Below are 23,563 nucleotides of genomic sequence, written 5' to 3'. Positions count from 1 at the left end.
CGACTTCCTCGGTGCTTTCCAGGTTCTTCGCTTTCGCGTTTTCCCTTTCCGGCGGTTCCGACTCTATCAGATCCTTTCGGGCCTGATTCCCAGTCGAACTTGGGTTGTCTTTGCGGCTGTTGGGCCGTTCCGACGTCTCAAACTCTAGTGGATTTTCCCGGTGAACCGAAATCGGCTCCCAGTGACAGAATTCGGCATGCCGAAATTGCCCCTGGCGGGAGATCGTGCGGAGTTTGGTTGCCGCTTTCGCGGCGGGAGGTGCTGCCGCAGAACCGTTACGGCTGTGTGGCAACTCGGAGAACCTTACGGATCCCGGTGAGGGGTGTCAACCCCTCACCGGGCCGCTCGAACAGACGTAAGAAGCAGCCGTGAGCAGCCGTAAACAGCAGCCCCGAGAGGGGAGTCAGTCCAGGTCGGTGAGGCGGCCGCCGGCATCCGGCTGGGCGTCCTCGACCCGGCGCAGCAGGCGGGTCAGCATCTCGCCCAGTACGACCCGCTCCTCGGGCGCGAGGTCCTGGAGGAGGTCCTCCTCGAAGGAGGACGCCATACGCATCGCTTCGAGCCACTTCGTACGGCCCTCGTCCGTCAGCTCGACGATGACGCGCACCCGGTTGTTCTCGTCGCGGTCGCGCGTGACCAGGCCCTCGCCTGCCATGCGGTCGATGCGGTGGGTCATTGCGGCCGGGGTCAGGCCGAGGCGCTTGGCGAGTTCGCCGGGGCCCAGCCGGTAGGGGGCGCCGGAGACCACCAGGGTCTTCAGGACTTCCCACTCCGCATTGCTGATGCCCAGGGCGGCGACCTGGCGTCCGTACGCGACGTTCATCCGGCGGTTCAGGCGGCCGAGGGCCGAGACGACCTTCTCCACCTGAGGGTCCAGGTCCCGGAATTCGCGTTGGTATGCGGCGATCTGCTCGTCGAGGCTCGGCTCATGAGGGCCGGGCGTCTCTGGCGTGTCTGGCATCCGCGAAGTATGGCATGGGACGCGTTGGCATTGAAGTCCTTCTCTGTGTACTGTTGAGGTTCTAACTTTACTGTTGAAGTCTTCGGACTTCAGGTCTTCAGGGTTGAGGTGAGTATGACCAAGGCGATGGGCTCGGCGATGCGGCGGATTCAGGCAGGCAACGCGCTGGCCGCTTTCGGGCTCGGATTTACGGTCCCCTATCTGTACGTGTACGTGGCTCAGGTGCGGGATCTGGGAGCGACCGCGGCCGGCATCGTCCTTGGCGCCTTCGCCCTGGCCGCACTGATCGCCCTCCCCTTCGTAGGCGTACTGATCGACCGGCGCGGACCCGTGCCGGTGCTGATCGGGGCCGCGCTGGCCGCATCGGTGGGCGCCGTGGCGCTCGGCAGCTCGGCGAGCCTGGTGACGGCCGTCGGCTCCGCGGCCGTGCTCGGTATCGGAACTGCGGTGATGCAGCCCGCGCTCGCGACGATGATCGTGCGATCCTCCGCGCCGGAGACGCGGACCCGGGCGTTCGCGATGCAGTTCTTCCTGGCCAACCTCGGGCTCGGCATCGGCGGACTCATCGGCGGCCAGATCGTCGACAAGAATGACCCCGCCACCTTCACCCTGCTGTTCGGGATCGAAGCGGTGATGTTCCTGGTGCTCGCGGGCATCGCGATGACCGTGCGGATGCCGCACATCCCCGTGGTCGAGGGGGCCGGCGGAAAGGGCCTCTTCGGGGGGCTGGGCTCGCTGGTGAAGCACAAGGCGATGCTGCAGCTCTGCGGGCTCGGATTCGTGATCTTCTTCGCCTGCTACGGACAGTTCGAGTCGGGCCTTGCCGCGTACGGGACCGAGGCCGCGGGCATCGACCCGTCCACGCTCGGCATCGCGCTGGCCGCGAACACCGCGATGATCGTGGCCGCGCAGTTCCTGGTGCTGAAGTTCGTCGAGCGGCGCCGCCGGTCGCGGATGATCGCGCTGGTGGGGCTCATCTGGACGGTGGCGTGGATGGCCGCCGGGTACGCGGGTCTCGGGCACGGCAGCCAGACCATGGCGACCGCGGCCTTCATCTCCACGTACGCGCTCTTCGGGCTCGGTGAGGCGATGCTGTCGCCGACCGTCGCACCCCTGGTGGCCGACCTCGCGCCGGAGTCGATGGTGGGTACGTACAACTCGGCCTTCGCGCTGGTCAAGCAGCTGGCGCTGGCCGTCGGGCCGGCCGTGGGCGGGCCCATGGGAGCCTCGCTGCACATGCCGTACATCGTGACGTTCATTCTGTTCTCGCTCGGCATCAGCGTGCTCGCGCTGCGGATGGGCAAGCAGCTCACACCCGCTCAGGACCAGCCGATTTCGGTCAGGTCCCTCGTGGTCGCCAAGCACGTGCCCGAGGACGAGGGTGCTGTGAAGGCCGCTGCGTAACCCCTAATCCGGTAGTGCGAACTCGCACCACACCGCTTTTCCGCCGCCCGGTGTGCGGCGCGAACCCCAGGACGAGGCGATCGTCGCGACGATCGAGATGCCTCGTCCTGCCTCGTCTGCGGGGTCGGCCCGGCGGCGGCGCGGCAGATGGTCGTCGCCGTCGGTGACCTCGATGATCAGGCGGCGGTCGGTGCGGCGCAGCCGCAGGCGCATGGGCGGTGTGCCGTGCTGGAGGGAATTGGCGACCAGCTCGCTGGCGGCGAGGACGCCCAGGTCGCTCAGCTCGACGGGAAAGCGCCAGGAGGAAAGGACTCCGGTGGCGAAGGCGCGGGCGCGGGGGGCTGCTTCGATGCCGCCGAGGAGTTCCAGGGCGGCGTTGTGGAAGAGCTCGGCGTCGTGGCCCTTGCGGGCAGGGTGCTGGACGACCAGGACCGCCACGTCGTCGTCGTGGTCGGCGGTGATGCCGAGCGCGCGCATCAGACGGTCGCAGACCACTTCCGGGGTGCCGGTCGCGCCGGACAGCGCGCGTTCGAGCGCGGAGACGCCCTCGTCGATGTCCTCGCGGCGGCGCTCGACCAGGCCGTCCGTATAGAGGACGGCCGTCGAGCCCGGCGGGAGGGCGATCGTGCCCGAGGTGTGCATCCAGCCGCCCGTGCCGAGCGGGGGGCCTGTGTGGTCCTCGGCGCGGGTGACCGTGCCGTCCTCGTGGCGTACGAGGATCGGGAGGTGGCCGGCGGAGGCGTAGACCAGGCGGCCCTCGTTGGGGTCGTGCACCGCGTACGCGCAGGTGGCGATCTGGCTGGCGTCGATCTCGGCGGCCAGGCCGTCGAGGAGCTGCAGGACCTCGTGGGGCGGGAGGTCGAGGCGGGCATACGCGCGGACCGCCGTGCGGAGCTGTCCCATGACGGCCGCGGCGCGCACCCCGCGGCCCATCACGTCGCCGATGACGAGGGCGGTGCGGCCCGCGCCGAGGGTGATCACGTCGTACCAGTCGCCGCCGACCGCGGCCTCCTCGCCGCCCGGCTGGTAGGTGGCGGCGATGCGCAGGTCGTCGGGCTGCTCCAACTCCTGTGGCAGGAGCGAGCGTTGGAGCGTCACGGCCGTCTCGCGCTGGCGGCTCTCGGAGGCGCGCAGGCGCTCGGCCGCGTCCGCGTGGTCGGTGACATCGGTGGCGAAGACGAGCACGCCGCCACCGTCGGGTGTGTCGAGGGGGGTGCAAGTGATCGTGTACGAACCGCCCTTGGGCGTACGGCGGGACTTGACCGTACGGGGTGTGCCGCTGCGCAGGACCTGGTCCATGAGCGGGAGCAGGCCCAGCTCCTCCAGCTCCGGCAGCTCGGTCGCGGCGGGGGCGCCGACGGCACGCGGGCCAAAGGCTGCGGCGTACGCCTCGTTGACGTACGCGATGCGGTGCTCCGGTCCGTACAACAGGGTGACGAGCGCCGGGAGTTGGCCGACGATCTCGCGCAGGGAGAGGTCCTCCAGGGCGGGCGGGCGCGGGACGTCGGACACCTCGACGCCGTCGCCGGAGTCGGGCTCCTGGCCGGCCCCGGATCCGGTCTGCTGCCCGAGCTCACCGCGGGCGGCGGGCACGGACCCGCGGTCGGACCTTGCCGCCGCGCGGCGCTGCGTGCCGGGAAGCCGGGCGCTCCAGCGGGTGAAGTTCACTGAACTACTTGCCTCGTGGTCGGGGTGGTGGTGCAGGTCGGCTTGGGTCCGGGATCGCCCGTGCGGCCGCACGGGTCGCTTTCGGGTCGATCCCGGGTCACTCTTCGCAGGCGCGGGTCAACCTATCGTCACACGTCCAGTGTGACGGACCGCACTGACAACCGGTAACGGAGAGGACGTCAGCGGGGCTTGGGAGGTTCGCCGCCCGCCGCAAGTTCGAATTCCGCACGCGGGTGTTCCAGCGATCCGAGCGAGACGATCTCACGCTTGAAAAGGCCGGAGAGGGTCCACTCGGCAAGGACGCGGGCCTTCCGGTTGAAGGTCGGGACGCGGCTGAGGTGGTACGCGCGGTGCATCGTCCAGGCGGGGAAGCCCTTGAGCTTGCGGCCGTAGACATGGGCGACGCCTTTGTGGAGGCCGAGGGAGGCGACCGAGCCGACGTACTTGTGGCGGTAGTCGGTGAGAGGCGCTCCGGCGAGGGACGCGGCGATGTTCTCGGCGAGGACCTTGGCCTGGCGGACGGCGTGCTGGGCGTTGGGGGCGCACTCCTTGCCCTTTTCGGACGCGGTGAGGTCCGGGACGGCTGCCGCGTCTCCCGCGGCCCACGCGTGCGGTGCGCCGGCGACGGAGAGCTGTGCGGTGCAGTCGAGGCGGCCGCGGGCGTTGAGCGGGAGGCTGCTGGCGGCGAGTACCGGATGCGGTTTCACTCCGGCCGTCCACACCAGCGTACGAGTGGGGAAGCGGGCGCCGTCGTCGAGGACGGCGACGCGGTTCTCCACGGAGGACAGCCGGGTGTTCAGGCGGATGTCGATGCCGCGGCCGCGCAGCTCGCGGACGGCGTACTGGCCCATCTCCTCGCCGACCTCGGGAAGGATGCGGTCGCTGGCCTCGACGAGGATCCACTTCAGGTCGTCGGCCTTGACGTTGTGGTAGTAGCGGGAGGCGTAGCGGGCCATGTCCTCCAGCTCGCCGAGGGCTTCCACGCCCGCGTACCCGCCGCCGACGAAGACGAAGGTCAGGGCGGCGTCGCGGACGGCCGGGTCGCGGGTGGAGGAGGCGATGTCCATCTGCTCGATGACGTGGTTGCGCAGCCCGATGGCCTCCTCGACGGTCTTGAAGCCGATGCCGTGCTCGGCGAGGCCCGGGATGGGGAGGGTGCGGGAGACGGAGCCGGGGGCCAGGACCAGTTCGTCGTACGGCATCTCGACCGGCCCGGTGCCCTCCTCCGCGGTGGCGAGGGTGGTCACGGTCGCGGTGCGCTTCGCGTGGTCGATGGATGTGGCCTCGCCGATGATGATGCGGCAGTGCGGCAGGACCCGGCGCAGGGGGACGACGACGTGGCGCGGGGAGATGGAGCCGGCGGCGGCCTCGGGGAGGAAGGGCTGGTACGTCATGTAGGGATCGGGCGTGACGACGGTGATCTCCACACTGCCGTCGCCGCCTGCCGCAAGCCTCCGTTTCAGCTTCCGCTGGAGGTGAAGTGCGGTGTACATGCCGACGTATCCGCCGCCTACCACGAGAATGCGCACTGGATTTGTCACCGTCCCATGAGGCAACGGACAGGGGGCTTTGTCCACAGGGCCGACAACTTGTGTGACTGGAAGACAGGGTCGGCGGCAGGCGCGGAAGTTGATGTTCCACGGCGATCCGGGCACTGTTTGTGCAGGTCAGGGGGTGCGGGGTGGGACTTTGGGATGGGAGAAAGCGGACAGCGGGCGGGGCCGGTTCCGATCAGGGGGCACACCGTGCGGAACAACCCCCTTCTGAATCGCCCCGCGCTCAACTATGTTCGTATCTCGTCGGAGTAACGGGGACCTCGTGAGCTCCGACAGTCAGGGCGGGGAGTGTCTCCGGGGGGAGACATCAATACCGGGGGAACGCTGATGCACATTCAGGATTCACATTGGCAGGCTGCCGTCGCACCGTCGGCGGCGTCCGACAGCAACGGGCGGGTTTCCGCGGGCGGTTCGACCGTCCCGCGATCGGCACCGCTCCGCGTCGACGCACAGCGCAATCTCGAACACGTACTGCGGGCTGCCCGCGAGGTGTTCGGAGAGCTCGGTTACGGGGCTCCGATGGAGGACGTCGCGCGCCGGGCCCGGGTCGGGGTCGGCACGGTCTACCGGCGCTTCCCGAGCAAGGACGTACTGGTGCGGCGGATAGCCGAGGAGGAGACCTCCCGGCTGACCGAGCAGGCGCGGACGGCGCTGGGGCAGGAGGACGAGCCGTGGTCGGCGCTGTCCCGGTTCCTGCGGACGTCGGTCGCCTCCGGCGCGGGACGGCTGCTGCCGCCGCAGGTGCTGCGGGTCGGTGTGGACCACTCCGCCGACACCGCCGCCGACGGGGTGCACGGTGGGAGCTACGAGCCGGGTGGCCCCGGTGCGGTGCGCGATGCCACGCGGGTGCCGCAGCAGCGGCAGGCCGGTGCGGTCGCGCCCGATCTGCGGCTGGTCGAGCAGGACGGCTCCCTCGGCAATCCGGCGGTTGGCGACGCGCTCGACGACTCCGGTGCCGCGACGCTGCTGGAGGTCGTGGGCCAGCTGGTGGACCGGGCTCGGGCTTCGGGCGAGCTGCGGGGCGACGTGACCGTGGCCGACGTGCTGCTGGTGATCGCCACGGCCGCTCCCTCGCTGCCGGACGCGGCGCAGCAGGCGGCGGCTTCGGCCCGGCTCCTGGACATCCTGCTGGAGGGACTGCGGTCGCGGCCCGTGTGAGCCGGCCGAGAGCCCGTCGACGCCTTCCCTAACGGGTGAGGATTAGAGCTCCGTTGCGGGAAAACCCCCCGGACGAGTGGTTGGCGGGCTTGATCGGCTTTCGGCGCGTCGCACTGTGGGAGTCTTGGCCGGTGTTCCGGTCAGAGGGTGCGTACGGGGGCTTCCGCCATGGGTGTTGACGAGCGGGACGAGTCGCTCGGGGACGGTGACAGCGGCACGGCGTCCGATGCTTCCGGAATCTCCGCTTCCGGAGTCTCGGGTACGTCAGGGGCTTCGGGTACGTCAGGGGCTTCGGATACGGCAGGGGCTTCGGGGACGTCGGCGGATGCCGCCGCCGGTGATGCCTTCGCGCTGCCGTCGCGGCAGGTGCCGAGCCAGGGCGGTCCGCTGGGGGCCACTCCGGCCCCCGTCACGGAGCGCGGATCCGATCCGACGAGCGTGCCGCAGCAGCGCGGCGGCGGCACCCCTGCCGGTGAACCGTTCCTGTCCGACGCCGACTTGATCGAGCGCATGCGGGCGGGCGACGACGGTGCGTACGAAGAGCTGTTCCGGCGGCACTCGGATGCGGTGCGCCGATACGCGCGTACCTGCTGCCGCGACGCGCACACCGCCGACGACCTGACGGCCGAGGTCTTCGCACGGACCCTGCAGGCGGTACGGGGCGGCGCCGGCCCCGAGCACGCCGTACGGGCGTATCTGATGACCACCGTGCGGCGGGTGGCCGCGGCGTGGACGAAGACGGCCAGGCGCGAGCAACTGGTCGAGGACTTCGCGGTCTTCGCCGACCAGGCGGCACGGTCGTCCGAGGTGCGCGACGACGACACCCTCGACTTGGGCGCGGACGTGCGCGCGATGCACGAGGCGGAGCAGACGCTCGCCATGCAGGCCTTCAGGTCCCTGCCGGAGCGGTGGCAGGCCGTGCTGTGGCACACCACGGTCGAGGAGGAGTCGCCGAGCGATGTCGCCCCGCTGTTCGGTCTGACGGCGAACGCGACGGCGGTACTGGCCTCGCGGGCGCGCGAGGGGCTGAAGCAGGCGTATCTGCAGGCCCATGTGAGTGCGGCGCTGACGGCGGGCGGGGACTGCGCGCAGTACGCGGACCGGCTGGGCGCGTATGCGCGCGGCGGGCTGCGGATGCGGGCCGAGCGCGGGCTGCGCAAGCACTTGGAGGAGTGCGCCAAGTGCCGTGTCGCGGCAGGCGAGTTGAGTGATGTGAATGCGGGGATTCCGGCCCTTCTGCCGGTGGCGGTCATCGGTTGGGTGGCTGCCGGGTACTCGCTGAAGGCCGCGGGCGTCGTGGCCGGTGGAGCGGTCGCCGGGGGTGCGGTCGCCGGTGGAGCCGCGGCCGCCGGGGCAGGTGCGGCCGGTGGTGCGGGAAGTACTGGTGGTGCTGCCGGTGGGGGTCTTGCGGCCGAGGGGGTCGGGGCTCCTGTGAAGGTGGGGATCGGTGCGGCTGTCGCGGTCGCGGTGACGGCGGGGCTGGTGTTCGCCTTCGTGGGCGACGAGGCGCCGATGCCGCCGAAGGCCGACGCGAAGCCGTCGGCCGTGAAGCCGGTTCCGGTACGGCCTTCGCCGTCGCTCCCTCCCCCGCCGTCGCCCGCCCCGCCTGCGCCGAAGCCGCCCGCGCCCGAGCCGTCGAAGCCGCCGAAGGTGGTGAAGCCGACCCCCAGGCCGACGCCGAAGCCGGTGCCGCCGCCGGCGAAGCCCGCTCCGCCGAAGCCGACACCGCCCCCTCCGCCACCGCCACCGCCACCCCCGCCGCCTGCGCCGAAGCCGCCGAAGGCCTACCCCGTCGCGGAGTTGGCGTACGGGCCGATGGGCGACCACACCAAGCCCGAGGTGCGCCTCGGCGAGAGCAGCGCGCTGTGGCAGCGGAACAGCATGTCGATCGGCGGGGTGCGGTACGGGAACGGGGTGTCCGTACCCGCGACGTCGTCCGTGACGATCGACCTGAACCGGAAGTGCTCGACGTACGACGCGAAGGTCGGCGTCGACGACATGACGATGGGCACCGGGGCGGTCCGCTTCTCCGTGTACGGGGACGGGGCACTGCTGTGGCGGTCGCCGGTGCTGCGTGGCGGGGATGCGGCACTGCCGGTGCATGTGGGAATCGAGGGCCGCAAGACGCTGCGCCTGGTGACGGAGTCAGTGGGCGGAGCGGAATCGGACGCGGCCTTCGCGGACTGGGCGGGATCGCGGATCGGGTGCGGGTAACCGGCCGGTGAGCGCCGACCGCTGGGCGCGGGGCGGTGGGTGCGGTGAGCGCGGGGCGGTGGGTGGCTGATCTTGCCTGCGGCGCCTGCCCCTCCCCGCCCCTTCCCGAAACCGCTGGCCGCGGGGCTGTGCCCGGACTCCGTCCGCGCGTCCTCAAACGCCGGACGGGCTGAAGATGCCTGCCTTTAGGGGCGCGGGGAACTGCGCGACCAGCCACAACAGACCCGCACGAAGAATCCCCGCCTAGAGACTGCGCCTCTGCGGCACACCCCCCGCCACCGCCCGCTGCCTCGGTGCCGCCGATCCCGTCCAGCACGTACCGCGTCGGGCGAGCAGGCGGCGGAGCCACAGTTCGGTGGAGACCAGGTCGGCGAGGCCGTCCAGGGGGACCGGTTCGCCGGCTGCCGCCGCCCGTAGCGCCTTGCGTACGACTCGTGCCTCGATCAGCCCCGCGTCCGCCAGCAACGGTGCCTCGAAGAGGGCGAGGAGGTTGTCCTGTGCGGCACGGATTCCCGCCTGGGCCGTAGCGGTGGCGGTGGTGTGCGCGGTGGCCGCGCCCCAGCCCGCTGGGAGGTCGTGCACGCCTGCCCCGGAGAGGACCGCGCGCAGGATCGCGGCGCGGGCGCCCGGCTGGACGCGGAGGGTTTCGGGGAGGTCGCGGCAGGCCCGTACGACCTGGTTGTCGAGGAAGGGGGCGTGCAGTCGCTGGCTGCGGACCTCCGCGGCCTGTTCGAAGACCCGGTGGTCGTAGGCGTGGCGGGCGAGGGCGGCCCTCGCGCGGGCCTCGCCGGGGCGCTGGACCGAGGCGGGGCGCAGGGCCGACTCCTGGAGGCGGATCGATACTTCAGCGAGGGCCTCGCCGGTCAGCCAGCGGGCGGCCGGGCCCGGCCGGGACCAGGCGAGGGCTTCGAGGGACGCGTCCAGGGCGCCGGTGGGGCCGCTCGCGTCGACGACTCCGCGGCTGGTGAGGCGGCCCGCCGCGTCCTCGATGCCCGTGCGGTAGGACGTACGGGCGAGGCGGCGGGCGGCACGGTAGACGGTCAGCGGGACGAGGAGGGAGTGCGGGGACGCGCCCTCGGCCTTCGCCAACGCCGTTGCGGGGCGCAGGATGTGGCGCCGTCTGCGGTCGATGAGGAGGTCGGCGAGGCGGGCCGGGTGGGCGTCCAGGACCTGCCGGGCGCCGTTGCCGACGAGGTGGTCGGCGCTGCCCGACTGGAGGCGCAGGCGGGCGCGTTCGGCGGTGACGAGGGAGGGGCCCGGCTCGTCGGTGAGGGGCCCGGTCTCCAAGTCGGCGTACGGGAGCGCCTCTTCGGCTCCGGCGACGACGATGTGGTGCAGGCGGGGGTTGGCGGCGATCGCGCCGGCCCGCTCCAGTTCGTGGTCGAGCTCGGCGTCGTGGGTGTGGGCGGACGCGGCCAGGTCGTTGAAGGTGACGGCGAGGAGGCGTTCGCCCGCGCCCGCGCCGTGGCCCAGGACCGTACCGGGCAGGCCGGGGAGGCCCGCCGCGAGCAGGGCGAGGGTGGCGGAGGCGCTGCCGCCGGAGAGGTCGGAGCCGATGCCGGGCACCGGGGCTCCGCGGCGGCGGGCGCGGCGCTCGGCGGGGCCCATGCCGGGGACCGGGCCCGGGTCGGGGAGCGGGGTCTCGGGGGCGTGGCGGGGCGCGGTGAGGCGGACGCGCACCGCCTCTATGAGGGCGTCGCGCACTCCCTCCACGGCGCGTTCCGGATCGACTTGGGGGGCGGCCACGGCGAGCGAGGCGACGGGTTCGTAACCGGTGATCTCACGGGAGCCCTCGCGCAGGACGAGGGCGTGGCCGGGCGGGATGCGCCTGACGCCGGCGTACGGAGTGCCGTCGCGCAGGGCCTCGGGGACGTCGGGGCAGGCGAGGAGGGCAGCGAGATGTCCGATGTCCAACTGCGCCTCGATGAGGTCGGCGAGGGGGAGCGCAGCGGTGGCGTACGCGGTGCCATTGGCCCAGGGCGTGTAGAAGACCGGGCGGGCTCCTGCCAGGTCACCGGCGATGGTCACGCGTCTGCCGGTCTGGACGACGGCGGTGTAGCTGCCGGGCCAGGCGGTCAGATGCCTCAGTGCGCCGCCGCGCGCCGCGAAGAGGCCGACGCGGAGTTCTTCGTCGGTGGCGCCGCAGCAGCCGAGGACGGCGAGGCGGGTGAAGGCGTCGACGCTGACGGTGCGGACCTCGTCGGGGCGCCAGTCGCCGACGGCCCACAGGGGGTCGGGGTCGCCCCAGAGGAGCTGGGCCCCGACGGGCTGGACGGTGTCGCCCTCGTGTTCGGTGCCGGGGGCGCCGACGGCTCCGACCGTGCCGAAGCTCGCGGCGACGCTGCTCCATCCCACCAACCAACGCATCGCCGCCTCCACAGGCTGTGGACAACTCTGCTCGCGCGGAGCGTGCGGCGGGGTTCGGGGCATCGGCTCGGGTCGTCCCGTGACCTCGGCCGGACGGTTCGCTCCGTCCCCTTGCCCTCTTGCGCGCGCACCGTGCCGCGCTCTGTCGCGCGTGGGGACCCATGCTGCCACGACTGGGGCGTGCGGGTGCGGGTGCGGGGGGCGGTGGCGGGGGTCAATACGGCGACAGAAAGGGGGAGTTGAGGGGCAAATGGGGCGGGAGTGGGTGGTGCGAGGGGAAGCGGGCGGGGCCGGCGGGGGCGAGGGCGTGCGGTCGCGGGGCGAGGGGCGCCATTCGGCCAAGTTTTGCGGCAGCGCGCAGTTGGGCAGCGCGCAGTCCGGGAGGCGCTGTTCGCCTCCCGGACCGTACCGCCACCCGCGGGGATGAAGGTGGCGGTGTCCCCCAGCCCACTGGATCCAGTGCAGCGGGCCGACCCACGCACGTTCCATGGAAGCGCCGCCTCCACACACCGGCCAGAGCGCACGGGCGGGCGCACGGCCACACGACGGGAGCACGAATCGGGCGGAACGTTCCTCTTGTGCCGACCCGTACGCACCTTGCGGGCAACAATCTCGCCATACGGGACACTTGCCCTTAACGCTTGGGATGCGGCGAACTACGCTGGGTTTACGAATGCCGCGTGCCTATGCCGGGCCCGCGGCGGCCGTCTGCGTGAGGGGTGGCGCAATGTCCAGGGAGCAACGCGGGCCGAACGACAAGCTCGGCACGGTTCTCGCCCTCGCGGGAATCAGCAACGCCGGGCTGGCGCGCCGGGTCAACGACCTCGGTGCGCAACGTGGAATGACACTTCGCTACGACAAGACGTCGGTGGCACGGTGGGTCTCGAAGGGGATGGTTCCGCAAGGGGCCGCCCCGCATCTCATCGCCGCCGCGATAGGCGCCAAGCTGGGCCGCCCGGTCCCGCTGCACGAGATCGGTCTCGCGGACGCCGACCCGGCGCCCGAGGTCGGTCTCGCCTTCCCGCGCGACGTGTCGGTGGCGGTGCGGCACGCCACCGAGCTGTACCGGCTGGATCTGGCCGGGCGCAGGGCGGGGAGCGGCGGGATCTGGCAGTCGCTCGCGGGCTCGTTCGCGGTGAGCGCGTACGCGACGCCCGCCTCGCGCTGGCTGATAACCCCGGCGGACTCCTCGGTGGCGCGCGATTCGACCGTCGCCGAGGGCTCCGCGGACGCGACCCCGTTACGCGTGGGCCACAGCGACGTCGCCAAGCTGCGCGAGGCCGCCGAGGACGCGCGCCGCTGGGACTCCAAGTACGGCGGCGGGGACTGGCGTTCCTCGATGGTCCCGGAGTGCCTGCGCGTCGACGCGGCCCCTTTGCTGCTCGGTTCGTACAGCGACGACGTGGGGCGCTCGCTGTTCGGCGCGACCTCCGAGCTGACCCGGCTGGCCGGCTGGATGGCCTTCGACACCGGTCAGCAGGAGGCCGCCCAGCGGTACTACATCCAGGCGCTGCGGCTCGCCCGCGCGGCCGCCGACGTGCCTCTGGGCGGGTACGTACTGGCCTCGATGTCCCTCCAGGCGACCTACCGCGGCTTCGCCGACGAGGGCGTGGACCTCGCGCAGGCCGCCCTGGAGCGCAACCGGGGCCTGGCCACCGCCCGCACCATGAGTTTCTTCCGCCTCGTCGAGGCACGCGCGCACGCGAAGGCGGGCGACCCGGTCGCCACCGGGACCGCGCTGAAGGCGGCGGAGGGCTGGCTGGAGCGCTCGCGGGAGGGCGATCCCGACCCGTCCTGGCTGGGCTTCTACTCGTACGACAGGCTGGCCGCCGACGCGGCCGAGTGCTACCGCGACCTCAAGCTGCCGCGCCAGGTGCGCCGCTTCACGGAGCAGGCACTGTCCCGGCCGACCGAGGAGTTCGTACGGTCGCACGGGCTGCGCCTGGTGGTGAGCGCCGTCGCCGAACTGGAGTCGGGCAACCTCGACGCGGCGTGCGCGGCGGGCACGCGCGCGGTGGAGGTGGCGGGGCGCATCTCGTCGGCGCGCACCACCGAGTACGTACGGGACCTGCTGCACCGGCTCGAACCGTACGGGAACGAGCCGCGCGTGGTGGAGCTGCGCGAGCGGGCCAGGCCGCTGCTGGTGGCCCCGGCGTAGAGCGCCGGGCCGCTGTTGGTGTGGGTGGCCCCGGCGTAGAGCGCCGGGCCGCTGTGGGCGGCTCCGGCGTGGAGCGACGTGTCGTTGGCCATAGCTTCTGCCCCCGGGGTTTACCGGCGTTGTCAGTGGGCCAGTGCACTATTCGTGGTGGGAGGTGGCAGCGATGAGTCATGACTGCGATGTGCTGGTGGTCGGCGGGGGGATCGTCGGGATGGCGTCCGCGCATGCCATCACACGGGCCGCGCCCGGCACCCGGGTCATGGTGCTGGAGAAGGAGGCGGGCCCGGCGAGACACCAGACCGGGCGCAACAGCGGGGTGATCCACAGCGGGATCTACTACCGCCCCGGCTCGCTCAAGGCGCGGTACGCGGTGCGCGGCGCCGCCGAGATGATCAAGTTCTGCGCGGAGCACGGCATTGCGCACGAGGTGACGGGCAAGCTGATCGTCGCCACCGAGCGCGCCGAGCTGCCGCGCCTGCACGCCCTCGTCCAGCGCGGCCGGCAGAACGGCATTCCGGTCCGCGAACTGGGCCCCGCCCAGATCCGGGAGTACGAGCCCGAGGTGCGCGGCATCGCGGCCATCCACGTGGGCTCGACGGGCATCTGCGACTACGGCCGGGTGACGGAGGAGCTGGCCCGCTCATCGGGCGCCGAGGTGAGGTACGGCGCGGAGGTCCGCGTCATCGCGCGCCGCGCGTCCGGCATCGCGGTGCGGACGGCGGACGGGACGGTCGTCCGGGCGAAGGCCCTGGTGAACTGCGCGGGGCTGCACTGCGACCGGGTGGCCAGGATGGCGGGCGACGAGCCGGGCATGCGGATCGTGCCGTTCCGCGGCGAGTACTTCGACCTGGCGCGCCCGGAGCTGGTGCGCGGCCTGGTCTACCCCGTCCCCGACCCCGCCTTCCCCTTTCTCGGCGTGCACCTGACGCGCGGCATCGGCGGCGGCGTCCACGTCGGGCCGAACGCGGTGCCGGCGCTGGCCCGCGAGGGGTACGACTGGGGCGCGGTCCGCCCCGCGGACCTGGCGGGGACGCTGGCCTGGCCGGGCTCCTGGCGGATAGCGCGCCGGCACTGGCGGTACGGGGCGGGGGAGCTGCACCGTTCGCTGTCCAAGCGGGCGTTCACCGAGGCGGTACGGCGCCTGCTGCCCGCGGTCACCGAGGCCGACCTGCGGCCGTCCCCCGCGGGCGTACGGGCGCAGGCGGTACTGCGGGACGGCACGCTCGCCGACGACTTCCTGATACGCGAGGCCCCGCGCACGGTGCACGTACTGAACGCACCGTCCCCGGCGGCGACGGCGTCCCTGCCGATCGGCCGCGAGGTGGCACGGCGGGTGCTGGGAGTGCTGGCGGAAGAGTGGGTCTCGGGGCGCTGAGTCGCAGGCACCCCTTCGGGGGCGCGGGGCCGTACCGGACATGCGGCTCCGCCGCGTGGGCGCGACCAGCCACGACGCAGCCGCACGAGGACCACCGGCTCTCCGCAGGCTCACCGGCGGCCGGCCCGCACCCACCTCCGTAGAATCGAATGCACCGTGCCCGAGAACAGCGAAAGCCCCACGATGCCCCAGACCCCCGAGCAGCCCACCTCCCAGGCCCCCGCCGAGCCCGGCCCCTCCCAGGCGGCCGCCGCCGCGCGGGCCGCCGCCCACGAGCGCGCCGAACGGATGCAGCCGCGGGCCCTGCGCATGTTCCCCGAGGGGACGGGCCCCTCGCCCGACCCCGCCGGTTCGCACTTCGAGCGGCGGATCCGCAGCTTCCAGCCGCGCCGCAGCCGGGTCACCACCGGCCAGGGCGAGGCCCTGAAGCGCTGGTGGCCGACCCGGGGCATCGACATCGACGGACAGAGCGTCCTCGACCTCAAGGAGATGTTCGAGGGCCTCCCGGTCGTCCTGGAGATCGGCTTCGGGATGGGCGAGGCCACCGCGCAGATGGCCGCCGACGACCCGTCCACCGGCCTCCTCGCCGTCGACGTGCACACCCCGGGACAGGGAAACCTCCTCGGCCTCGCCGAGCGGAACGGCCTCTCCAACATCCGGGTGGCCAACGGCGACGCCATCATCCTGCTCCGCGAGATGCTCGCCCCCGACTCCCTGTCCGGTCTGCGCGTGTACTTCCCCGACCCCTGGCCCAAGGCCCGCCACCACAAGCGCCGCCTGATCCAGCCGGAGTTCCTCTCCCTGGCCGCGACGCGGCTCGCCCCCGGCGCCGTACTGCACTGTGCGACCGACTGGGAGAACTACGCCGAGCAGATGCTCGAAGTGCTCACCGCGCACCCGGACTTCGAGAACACCCAGGAGGACGGCGGCTACACCCCGCGGCCCGCCTTCCGGCCATTGACCCGTTTCGAGGGCCAGGGCCTGGACAAGGGACATCTGGTCCACGACCTGATGTTCCGCCGTGCACCAAAGGCCGGTTGACGCCCCGTTCCTCCACAGCGACTGTCCGAACACGATCGCGAGTGTCAGTGGCAGTCGCTAGGGTCGTTGGATGTACGAGACGTACGCATCGCCTCCGCCCCCGGCGGCCCCGGCACCCGAGCCGGAGCCGGCCGCCGTCGCGCCCGCGGCGGACCACCCCCGGCGGCCGGGGCTCCTGCGCGGCGTCCGGCACCGCGCCTTCTGGCGCAGCAGGGCGGTCCGCGCCACCGCGCTGATCGTGCTGCTCGCCCTGTCGGGGCTGGTGCTGCTCGCGCTCGTCCGGGAGCAGACCGGCACCCGCGGCTTCCTGGTCGGGCTCGGTCTCGCGGTGTTCCCGGTGCCGTTGCTGCTGGCGGCGTTCCGGTGGCTGGACCGGGTCGAGCCCGGCCCCTGGCAGAACCTGGTCTTCGCGTTCACCTGGGGTTCCTGCGCGGCGGCGCTCGTCGCGATCACGGCCAACAGTTTTGCCGTGCAGTGGATAGCCGTGGCCACCGCGGACCCGGACGGGGCGGACACCCTGGGGGCGACCTTCGTCGCGCCGGTCGTCGAGGAGTGCGCGAAGGCGGCGGCGATCCTGCTGGTCTTCCTGTTCCGCAGACGGCACTTCACCGGAATCGTGGACGGCGTGGTCTTCGCGGGCTTCACCGCGACCGGCTTCGCCTTCACCGAGAACATCCTCTATCTGGGCAATGCCTTCGGTGAGGACCAGGAGTTCGGCGGCTCCGGGCTCGGCGCGGTGACGGCGGGGACGTTCTTCGTGCGGGTGGTCATGTCCCCCTTCGCGCACCCCCTCTTCACGGTGCTGACCGGCATCGGCTTCGGCCTGGTGGCGCTCACGCCGGCCCGGCGGATGCGCGGCCGTGCCTGGGTACGGATCCGCCGGGTCGCGCTGCCGCTGCTCGGCCTGCTCCTCGCGATGGGCATGCACTCCCTGTGGAACGGCTCGGCGTCCTTCGGCCCGCTCGCCTTCTACGGGGTGTACGGGCTGTTCATGGTCCCCGCGTTCGCGGCCCTGACCTGGCTGGCGATCTGGACCAGACAGCGCGAACTGCGGATGCTGTCCGCCGAGTTGCCCGCGTACGCCGCCTCGGGCTGGCTTGATCCGGCCGAGCCGCTCGCCCTGTCCTCGATGCGGGCCCGCTCGCTGGCCCAGGGTTACGCGGCGCGGACGCACGGCCCCGGGGCCGCAAAGGCCGTCGCCGAGTACGAGAGGGCCGCGACCGCGCTGGCCTTCCTGCGGTACCGGGCCCGGCGCGGGCCTGCCACCCCGGAGCTGTCCGCCGACTTCACCGCTCGTGAGCGGGAACTGCTGCACCAGCTCTGGGAGCGCAAGCGGATCGCGGGCCCGGCACTGGTGTACGCGGCCCGGGTCACCGGCCGAATACGGCTGCTCCCGCCGCCGTACCACCCGGCCTACGCGGCCGCGTACAACCCGTACAAGAGCTACTGACGGCCCCGGTCCTTCCCGGGCCGCGGGCACACCGAGCAGAGCGCGAGCACCCTACGCGGAAGCCGCCGTCAGCTTCGCCAGCTCGGCGTCGGTGAGCGTCAGGTCCGCCACCGCGAGGAGCGCGGGCAGCTGCTCGACCGTGCGGGCGCTGGCGATCGGTGCCACGACGGTCGGCCGGGCGGCCAGCCAGGCCAGGGCCACGGTCGCGATCTCGGCGCTGTGCGCCCCGGCCACCTCGTCGAGTACGGCGAGGACCTTGCGTCCCCGCTCGGTCTGCAGGTGCTTGGCCGCGCCCTCGGCGCGTGCGCTCTGCACCGCGTCGCCGCCGACCCGGTACTTGCCGGTCAGGAAGCCGGACGCGAGCGCGTAGTACGGCACGGCCGAGAGACCGGCCTGCGACGCGACCTCCTGGAGCTCGCCCTCGTAGGTGTCGCGGGAGACGAGGTTGTAGTGCGGCTGGAGCGCGGTGTACTTCGTGAGGCCCTCGCGCTCGGCGAAGTCCAGCGACTCCCGCAGCCGGTCGGCGGAGATGTTGGAGGCCGCCACGGCCCGCACCTTGCCGTCCCGTACCAGCTGGTCGAGCGCGACGGTGAACTCCTCGACGGGCACGGACGGGTCGTCGTAGTGCGTGTAGTAGAGGTCGATGTAATCGGTGCCCAGCCGGCGCAGGGACTCCTCGGCGGCGGCCTTGATGGTGGTGGCGGAGAGCCCCTTGTACGAGGGGTGGGCGCCGACCTTGGTGGCGATGACCACCTCGTCCCGGTTGCCGCGGGCGGCCAGCCATTCGCCGAGGACGCGCTCGGACTCGCCGCCCTCGTTGCCCGGGACCCAGGCGGAGTAGACATCGGCGGTGTCGATGAAGTTGCCGCCGCCTGCGGTGTACGCGTCGAGGACGGCGAAGGACTGGTCACGGTCGGCGGTCCAGCCGAAGACGTTGCCGCCGAGGGCGAGCGGGAAGACATCGAGGCCGGAGGAGCCCAGCGGGCGCAGGTGGGAAGTCATGAGGACGTCAACCATCCGGCCCGCCGGACCTATTCCATGCACTGACCAACGAATCCTTCCGAACCCGTCCAAATCAACCGGATCACACCGGTCAGACCGGTCAGACCGTCAGTCCCTTGTCCCGCAGCCAGGCCGCCGGGTCGAGGCCGTCGCCGCCCGGGGTGTGCACTTCGAGGTGCAGGTGCGCGCCGCTCACATTGCCGGTGGCGCCCACGTTGCCGATGACCTGCCCGGTCGACACGTCGCCGCCGACCTGCACGCTCATCTGGGAGAGGTGGCAGTACCAGACCTCGGTGCCGTCGTTCAGCTCCAGCACGATCCGGTAGCCGTACGACCCGGACCAGCCCGCGGACTTTATGGTCCCGCCGTGCACGGCCTTGACCGGCGTGCCCGCCTGGGCGGCGAAGTCGAGACCGGTGTGGTGCCCGGAGGACCACATCGAACCGGACTGCCCGTAGGTCGCGGTGAGGGTGTACGAGGAGGTGGGCAGCGAGTAGCCGGCGGCCAGCTTGGCGAGCCGTTCGGCCTCCGCCTTCGCCTCGGCCTCCGCTTTGGCCTCCGCCTTGGCCTTGGCCTCCGCCTCGCGCTTCGCCTGCTCGGCCTTCTCCGCCTTGGCGTCGGCCTCGTCGCGCTGCTTCTTCGCCTCGGCGGCGGCGTCCTTGACGGCCTGCTCGCGCGCGGCCTCCTGGACGGCCTCGTCGGCGACGGAGCGCTGCTGCTCGGCCTGGTGGAGGATCCGCGCCCGCAGGCTCTCGCCCGCACCGATCTGCTGCTGCCCGGCTGAAGCGGTGGAGGCAGCGGCCGGAACGGCGGCGACCACCACGCCCGTACCGGCGTCGGAGCCCGAATCGGAGCCGGAGCCGGACACCAATGCCCCCACACCCGGCAGCGACTCGGCGTCCGGCAGCGATTCCGTGAGCGAGGCGAGGGAGTCGGAGAGCTGGTCGGGCAGCGATATCGAGACGGCCGGCTTCTCCTGGGCGGTGGCGATCCCACCGGCGCCGACGGCGGCGATGACGCCGACTCCCAGCACCGTGGAGCTACGGGCCAGGGAGCCGCGCTGCTTGGCCACGCGGTGCTTGCCGCGCACCGGAACGAGGGAATCCTCGGTGGGGTTCCACTCCTCGGCCGACGCGGCGGGACCACCGAAGGGGCTGTCCGGGAAGGAGTTGACGGAGGGGCTGTCCGCGAGGGAGCTGTCCGCGAAGGCGTTGGCGGAGGGTCTGTCCGCGAAGGGGTTGGCGGAGGGAACGTCGAACTCCGCGAATCCCTCGAAGCCGCCCTGACGCTGCTGCGGAATCTCGGGCGCGAGGCCGACGAGTGTGTCGCCCTGGCCGTCCGCCCGTCCGCCGGTCGGGCCCTCCATGTCGTTCGGGACTCCGTAAGCCACGTATGAGAAAGCGGGGGCCGATGTTTCGGGGGCAGGCCTGTTGGACGCCACGGGGGCGCGCTCCTTTCCTTCCTTCTCGCCTACCGGGTTAGCTGACGGGTTCGGAGCAGGAAGGTCTCCTACGGGCCAGGTTCGGCCCGATTCACCCCAATTGGTGGTTCCCCGGTTTCCTCACGGAATTCGGCGCACGCGCACGGCGCCGTCTCTGACGACGACTGGGACGACCGCACTGCGTTATCGAACGTTAATAGACACACAAGTGGAATTCCAAGCTGTTCCAGGTGATCGTTAACGCTGTGCGGGGTGCCATGGCCAAGGCATACAGGCGCATATGACCGCGAATCAGGACGACGCAGCGGCCCCCGGCCGCACATGCGTCCCACCCCCGCAAACCCTCCACAACTGATAGATCGTCAATTGTTATGCGGAGGGCTCCCCTGCGAGCACACCCCGTGACCACCCGGCCGCACACTCACCCGCGCCGGCCCCGCACCCGGCGCACACCGGCCCCGCACCCGCCCCACACCCGCCCCGCTCACGCCCGTTTCACGATCTCCACGGTCAGCCGCCGCTCCGGCTGGCCCACCCCCGGCCGCCCCACCGCGAGCAGCGCCATGTCGTCGGTCTGCTTCCCGCCCGTATGCACCCGTACGTCGCTGGTCAGCGCCTCCAGCAGGGCATCGGGCCCGGGATAGAGCGAGTGCCGCAGCCGCACCGCCGGGTCGTAGAAGACACCGGCCGCGTCCCGTGCCTCGGAGAGACCGTCCGTGTAGAACACCAGCGTCGAGCCCGCGGGGTACGCGAACTCCCGCGCCCGGTCCGGCCAGTCCCCCAGTTCACCCATGCCCAGCGGCAACGCGAACTCCTCCGGCGCCAGCACGTCCAACTCGCCGTCCGCGTACAGCAGCAGCGGCTCGGGGTGCCCCCGGTTCACCAGTCGTACGATGCCCTCGCCGCGCGGGATCTCGGCGAGCACCGCCGTCGTGAAGCCCTCCAGCGCGTCCAGCCCGTCCCGCCGCCGGCCCTCGCGCGCCAGCGCCCGCTCCAGCCGCTGTGCGACGCCCTCCAGACAGCTCTCCGTCTCGGCCGCCTCCCGGAACGCACCCACCACCACCGCGACCGCCTCCACGGCCTCAAGTCCCTTGCCCCGTACGTCCCCCACGACGAGCCGCACCCCGTGCGGAGTGTCCTGCACGGCGAAGAGATCGCCCCCGATGAAGGCGTCCGCCTCCGCCGCCTCGTACCGCGCGGCGATCTCAAGACCGCCGATCCGGTCGGGCGGGATCGGCACGACCGCCCGCTGCGCCGCCTCGGCGATGACCCGTACCGACGCGAGCTGTCTGCCGCTCCTGCGTACGACCCGGTTGATCAGGATCGCGAGCACGCCCACCGTCAGCACGGTCACCAGCTCGGTCACGCCCACCACGGACGTCAGGACGTCGCCGGCGGTCCGCAGGCCCACCACGGCCAGCACGGCGGCGCACGCGGTCAGCGCGGTGTTGGCCAGCGAGAAGAACGGTGCGGCGACCAGCGGTGCGGCCGCGAACAGCGGCGAGGCGGTGAAGGCGTCCGGCGTCAGCGCGTCGAAGAAGAGCCCGCCGACGATCATCAGCGCGGGCAGCGCCCGCACGAACCGCCGCGCCTTCTTCCCGCCGCCGTCCCCGTTCCCGGCCCCTGCCCCGTTCCCGGGTCCCGTCCCGGCCCGGGTCGCCGTACCGGCCCGGCTCCCTGTACCCGTCCCTGTGCCTGTTCCGGCCCCGTCGCTTCCGCGTCCGTACCCCGCCACCGTCAGTTCTCCTGCCCAGGTCCGCACCGGGTGCGGACGGTACCGCTCCCCACCCAGGCTGGCCGGAGCCGCGCCGTACGGCGAATCGGCATCCGCCATGTGGGGGACGGGCCGGGGCACCGTTTCCGTACATACGCGGACAAACGCCTGAGGCCCGGAACTCTTTCGAGTTCCGGGCCTCAGGACTTCACTACTTCTTCAGTAGCGGGGACAGGATTTGAACCTGCGACCTCTGGGTTATGAGCCCAGCGAGCTACCGAGCTGCTCCACCCCGCGTCGGTAAACCCAACTCTACGCCATCCGGGCAGACGCTCTGACCACTCGCGCCGCTACCCCCGGAACTCCCCCGCGTTCTCCCGTACCCACTGGCGGTACGTCCGGGCCGGCCGGCCGAGCAGGGACGCCGTGGTGTCGTGAATCTCGGCACGGCCGTGCGCTTCGGCCGCCGCCCAGAGATCGAGCAGCGCACCGACCAGTCGCGCGGGCATGAACCGGCCCATCTGCGCCTCGGCCTCGGCCCGGGTGACGCGGTCGATCGTGATCTCCCGGCCGGTCTCCTCGGCGACGGTCGCGTACTGCTCGCGGAAGGAGAGCGACTCGGGGCCGGTGAGGACGACGGCGCGACCGGTGAGGGAGTCGCCGGTCAGAGAGCCGCCGGTGAGGGAGCCGCCGGTCAGGGCATCGCCGGTCAGGGCATCGACTGCGAGGTCCGCAATGTCCTCGGGGTGGATGGGCGCGAGGTGCGCGTCCGGGTGGGCCAGCGCGATCGGGTGCCCGTTCCTGATGGCGTCCGCCATGCCGAGGGTGTTGCTGGCGAAGGCGTCCGGGCGCAGGAAGGTGGCGGCGAGCCGGGAGTCGGTGAGTGCGGCCTCGACCAGGAAGCTGTGGCTCGCGATCGGGTGGGTCGCGGCGTCGGGGGCGAGAACCGCGGAGGTCGAGAGCAGCACGACGTGCTCCACACCGGCGGCCTCGGCGGCCTTGACCAGGGCGTCGATGCCTGCCGGGTTCGGATACAGGAACACCTGCCGGACGCCGTCGAGCGCGGCGGCGAAGGTGTCGGGCCGGTCGAGGACCAGCTCGACGGCCTCGACGCCGTCCGGGACGGTCAGCTCGGCGGGCCCGGCGCTGGCGGCGCGGACGGTGTGCCCGGCGGCGTGCAGCTGCCGGACGACCGACCGGCCGACCTTGCCGCGGGCGCCGGTGACGAGAAAGCTCATGGAGACTCCATTCATACATGCATCGATTGACTATCAGCACATGCATGCTGACACGCACGCAATTTCACGTCAACACATATATGTGAACGGTCAGCCAGTACGATGCGGGCATGACGAAGCACGACCCGGAGGCCGGGCAGCCGAGAACGGCGGACGAACTGCTGGACGCCGCGGGCCCGGCACTCGGAAAGCTCCGGCGCTCCTCGCTCCTGGAGGTCGAGGAGCCGTTCTCCAGGAAGGAACTGGGCCGGACCCTGGTGCTCAACGTCCTGCTGGAGGCGGAGCAGAAGACAGCCGGGCAGAAGGCAGCCGGGCAGGAGGCGGCGGAGGACGGGGACGCCGGGCCCTTCGAGGTCACCGTCGGCGCCATCGGCGAGTTCCTGAGCGTGGACCCGTCCGTGGCCAGCCGCATGGTGTCCGACTGCATCTCGGCCGGCTACGTGGTCCGCGCGGCCTCCCAGCAGGACGGCCGCCGCACGGTCCTGCACCTGAGCGACGAGGGCCGCGCCATGATGGCCCGCTTCCGCCGCCACCAGCGCCAGGCCTTCGAGTACGTCACCGCGGACTGGGCCGAATCCGACCGCCTGCAGTTCGCCCGCCTCGTACTCCGGTACGTCGAGGCCCAGGACTCCCTGCGCCACCGCGACCCGGTGCGGGGCACTCAGCGCTGAGTGCCCAACTCGCGGCGTCCGTAAGCGTGGTGCTCTTCAGTACGATCTTCTTCACTCAGCCGTCCGGACCCGGTGGCGGGCAGGGAGCCGACGCACCCGCGGACCTTACGGGCGGAAGCCGAACTCCCAAGAATGTGAGTCGCCA

Annotated in this window: 17 protein-coding genes, 1 tRNA gene and 1 riboswitch; of the genes, 8 read left to right on the top strand and 10 right to left on the bottom strand. The window is 72.0% G+C overall.

All coding sequences use genetic code 11. The features are described from left to right. Both AB0D18_RS25870 and AB0D18_RS25865 read right to left on the bottom strand, forming a co-directional pair. A partial coding sequence (locus AB0D18_RS25870) for a hypothetical protein (RefSeq protein WP_362423031.1) occupies positions 1-292 on the bottom strand: 292 nt, incomplete at its 3' end. 111 nt (positions 293-403) lie between these two features. Next, positions 404-961 carry a MarR family transcriptional regulator gene (locus AB0D18_RS25865; RefSeq protein WP_362423028.1) on the bottom strand — a complete coding sequence of 186 codons (558 nt, stop codon included), beginning with the start codon at positions 959-961 and terminating at the stop codon, positions 404-406. A 114-nt stretch (positions 962-1,075) separates the two neighbouring features. On the opposite strand from AB0D18_RS25865, the gene AB0D18_RS25860 reads away from it, so the two are divergent. Next, a complete protein-coding gene (locus AB0D18_RS25860; protein ID WP_362423025.1) occupies positions 1,076-2,365 on the top strand; it encodes an MFS transporter in 1,290 nt (429 codons plus the stop codon). Between the two features lie 3 nt (positions 2,366-2,368). Here AB0D18_RS25860 and AB0D18_RS25855 read toward each other — a convergent pair whose 3' ends face one another. Next, positions 2,369-4,033, bottom strand: a complete 1,665-nt coding sequence (locus AB0D18_RS25855) for a SpoIIE family protein phosphatase (RefSeq protein WP_362423023.1) — start codon at positions 4,031-4,033, stop codon at positions 2,369-2,371. Between the two features lie 179 nt (positions 4,034-4,212). Beyond that, positions 4,213-5,574 (bottom strand): NAD(P)/FAD-dependent oxidoreductase, encoded by a 1,362-nt coding sequence (locus AB0D18_RS25850; RefSeq protein WP_362423021.1) that lies wholly within the window; start codon positions 5,572-5,574, stop codon positions 4,213-4,215. Positions 5,575-5,916: 342 nt separating this feature from the next. Between AB0D18_RS25850 and AB0D18_RS25845 the strand changes: the two genes are divergently transcribed. Both AB0D18_RS25845 and AB0D18_RS25840 read left to right on the top strand, forming a co-directional pair. Then, a complete protein-coding gene (locus AB0D18_RS25845; protein WP_362423018.1) occupies positions 5,917-6,747 on the top strand; it encodes a helix-turn-helix domain-containing protein in 831 nt (276 codons plus the stop codon). A gap of 168 nt (positions 6,748-6,915) precedes the next feature. Further along, a complete protein-coding gene (locus tag AB0D18_RS25840; protein WP_362423016.1) occupies positions 6,916-8,961 on the top strand; it encodes a sigma-70 family RNA polymerase sigma factor in 2,046 nt (681 codons plus the stop codon). 243 nt (positions 8,962-9,204) lie between these two features. Here AB0D18_RS25840 and AB0D18_RS25835 read toward each other — a convergent pair whose 3' ends face one another. Beyond that, the gene (locus AB0D18_RS25835) at positions 9,205-11,328 is read right to left on the bottom strand and encodes an asparagine synthase-related protein (protein WP_362423013.1); all 2,124 of its coding nucleotides are present in this window, start codon (positions 11,326-11,328) and stop codon (positions 9,205-9,207) included. Positions 11,329-12,055: 727 nt separating this feature from the next. Here AB0D18_RS25835 and AB0D18_RS25830 point away from each other — a divergent pair. The 4 genes from AB0D18_RS25830 to AB0D18_RS25815 all read left to right on the top strand — a co-directional run bounded on the left by AB0D18_RS25830 (position 12,056) and on the right by AB0D18_RS25815 (position 17,352). After that, entirely contained in the window at positions 12,056-13,486 is a 1,431-nt protein-coding gene (locus tag AB0D18_RS25830; protein ID WP_362423010.1) for an MFS transporter, read from the top strand. A 163-nt stretch (positions 13,487-13,649) separates the two neighbouring features. Further along, complete coding sequence (gene lhgO / locus AB0D18_RS25825) at positions 13,650-14,861, top strand: L-2-hydroxyglutarate oxidase (protein WP_362423007.1); 1,212 nt, start codon at positions 13,650-13,652, stop codon at positions 14,859-14,861. A gap of 288 nt (positions 14,862-15,149) precedes the next feature. Beyond that, on the top strand, positions 15,150-15,902 hold the full coding sequence (trmB, locus tag AB0D18_RS25820) for a tRNA (guanosine(46)-N7)-methyltransferase TrmB (RefSeq protein WP_362423054.1): 753 nt from the start codon (positions 15,150-15,152) through the stop codon (positions 15,900-15,902). 70 nt (positions 15,903-15,972) lie between these two features. Beyond that, complete coding sequence (locus AB0D18_RS25815) at positions 15,973-17,352, top strand: PrsW family intramembrane metalloprotease (RefSeq protein WP_362423005.1); 1,380 nt, start codon at positions 15,973-15,975, stop codon at positions 17,350-17,352. Positions 17,353-17,403: 51 nt separating this feature from the next. Here the strand turns inward: AB0D18_RS25815 and AB0D18_RS25810 are convergent, their stop codons facing one another. From AB0D18_RS25810 to AB0D18_RS25790, 5 genes are all read right to left on the bottom strand, one after another. Further along, positions 17,404-18,354 (bottom strand): aldo/keto reductase, encoded by a 951-nt coding sequence (locus tag AB0D18_RS25810; protein WP_362423003.1) that lies wholly within the window; start codon positions 18,352-18,354, stop codon positions 17,404-17,406. 100 nt (positions 18,355-18,454) lie between these two features. Then, complete coding sequence (locus tag AB0D18_RS25805; RefSeq protein ID WP_362423000.1) at positions 18,455-19,720, bottom strand: peptidoglycan DD-metalloendopeptidase family protein; 1,266 nt, start codon at positions 19,718-19,720, stop codon at positions 18,455-18,457. 86 nt (positions 19,721-19,806) lie between these two features. Continuing rightward, a riboswitch (cyclic di-AMP (ydaO/yuaA leader) is annotated at positions 19,807-19,940 on the bottom strand. Positions 19,941-20,279: 339 nt separating this feature from the next. Further along, entirely contained in the window at positions 20,280-21,629 is a 1,350-nt protein-coding gene (locus AB0D18_RS25800; RefSeq protein WP_362422997.1) for a PP2C family protein-serine/threonine phosphatase, read from the bottom strand. A gap of 103 nt (positions 21,630-21,732) precedes the next feature. Beyond that, positions 21,733-21,806: transfer RNA gene (locus AB0D18_RS25795), tRNA-Met, on the bottom strand. A gap of 53 nt (positions 21,807-21,859) precedes the next feature. Further along, positions 21,860-22,747, bottom strand: coding sequence for an NAD(P)H-binding protein (locus tag AB0D18_RS25790; protein ID WP_362422994.1), 888 nt, complete (start codon positions 22,745-22,747; stop codon positions 21,860-21,862). A gap of 110 nt (positions 22,748-22,857) precedes the next feature. Here AB0D18_RS25790 and AB0D18_RS25785 point away from each other — a divergent pair, with 110 nt between their 5' ends. Further along, positions 22,858-23,418 carry a MarR family winged helix-turn-helix transcriptional regulator gene (locus tag AB0D18_RS25785; RefSeq protein ID WP_362422991.1) on the top strand — a complete coding sequence of 187 codons (561 nt, stop codon included), beginning with the start codon at positions 22,858-22,860 and terminating at the stop codon, positions 23,416-23,418. Positions 23,419-23,563: the final 145 nt, after the last annotated feature.

It is taken from the genome of Streptomyces sp. NPDC048442, assembly GCF_040651475.1.
Classification (GTDB): domain Bacteria; phylum Actinomycetota; class Actinomycetes; order Streptomycetales; family Streptomycetaceae; genus Streptomyces.
Note: the sequence above shows the minus strand (reverse complement) of the source record. Positions and strands in the feature narration are given on the sequence as shown.

Bases quoted from the DNA above. Each gene is read 5' to 3' on its own strand.
- AB0D18_RS25865 (WP_362423028.1), bottom strand. From the start codon at position 961: ATGCCAGACACGCCAGAGACGCCCGGCCCTCATGAGCCGAGCCTCGAC.
- AB0D18_RS25860 (WP_362423025.1), top strand. From the start codon at position 1,076: ATGACCAAGGCGATGGGCTCGGCGATGCGGCGGATTCAGGCAGGCAAC.
- AB0D18_RS25845 (WP_362423018.1), top strand. From the start codon at position 5,917: ATGCACATTCAGGATTCACATTGGCAGGCTGCCGTCGCACCGTCGGCG.
- AB0D18_RS25840 (WP_362423016.1), top strand. From the start codon at position 6,916: ATGGGTGTTGACGAGCGGGACGAGTCGCTCGGGGACGGTGACAGCGGC.
- AB0D18_RS25835 (WP_362423013.1), bottom strand. From the start codon at position 11,328: ATGCGTTGGTTGGTGGGATGGAGCAGCGTCGCCGCGAGCTTCGGCACG.
- AB0D18_RS25830 (WP_362423010.1), top strand. From the start codon at position 12,056: ATGTCCAGGGAGCAACGCGGGCCGAACGACAAGCTCGGCACGGTTCTC.
- lhgO (WP_362423007.1), top strand. From the start codon at position 13,650: ATGAGTCATGACTGCGATGTGCTGGTGGTCGGCGGGGGGATCGTCGGG.
- trmB (WP_362423054.1), top strand. From the start codon at position 15,150: ATGCAGCCGCGGGCCCTGCGCATGTTCCCCGAGGGGACGGGCCCCTCG.
- AB0D18_RS25815 (WP_362423005.1), top strand. From the start codon at position 15,973: ATGTACGAGACGTACGCATCGCCTCCGCCCCCGGCGGCCCCGGCACCC.
- AB0D18_RS25810 (WP_362423003.1), bottom strand. From the start codon at position 18,354: ATGACTTCCCACCTGCGCCCGCTGGGCTCCTCCGGCCTCGATGTCTTC.
- AB0D18_RS25805 (WP_362423000.1), bottom strand. From the start codon at position 19,720: ATGGAGGGCCCGACCGGCGGACGGGCGGACGGCCAGGGCGACACACTC.
- AB0D18_RS25800 (WP_362422997.1), bottom strand. From the start codon at position 21,629: ATGGCGGATGCCGATTCGCCGTACGGCGCGGCTCCGGCCAGCCTGGGT.
- AB0D18_RS25790 (WP_362422994.1), bottom strand. From the start codon at position 22,747: ATGAGCTTTCTCGTCACCGGCGCCCGCGGCAAGGTCGGCCGGTCGGTC.
- AB0D18_RS25785 (WP_362422991.1), top strand. From the start codon at position 22,858: ATGACGAAGCACGACCCGGAGGCCGGGCAGCCGAGAACGGCGGACGAA.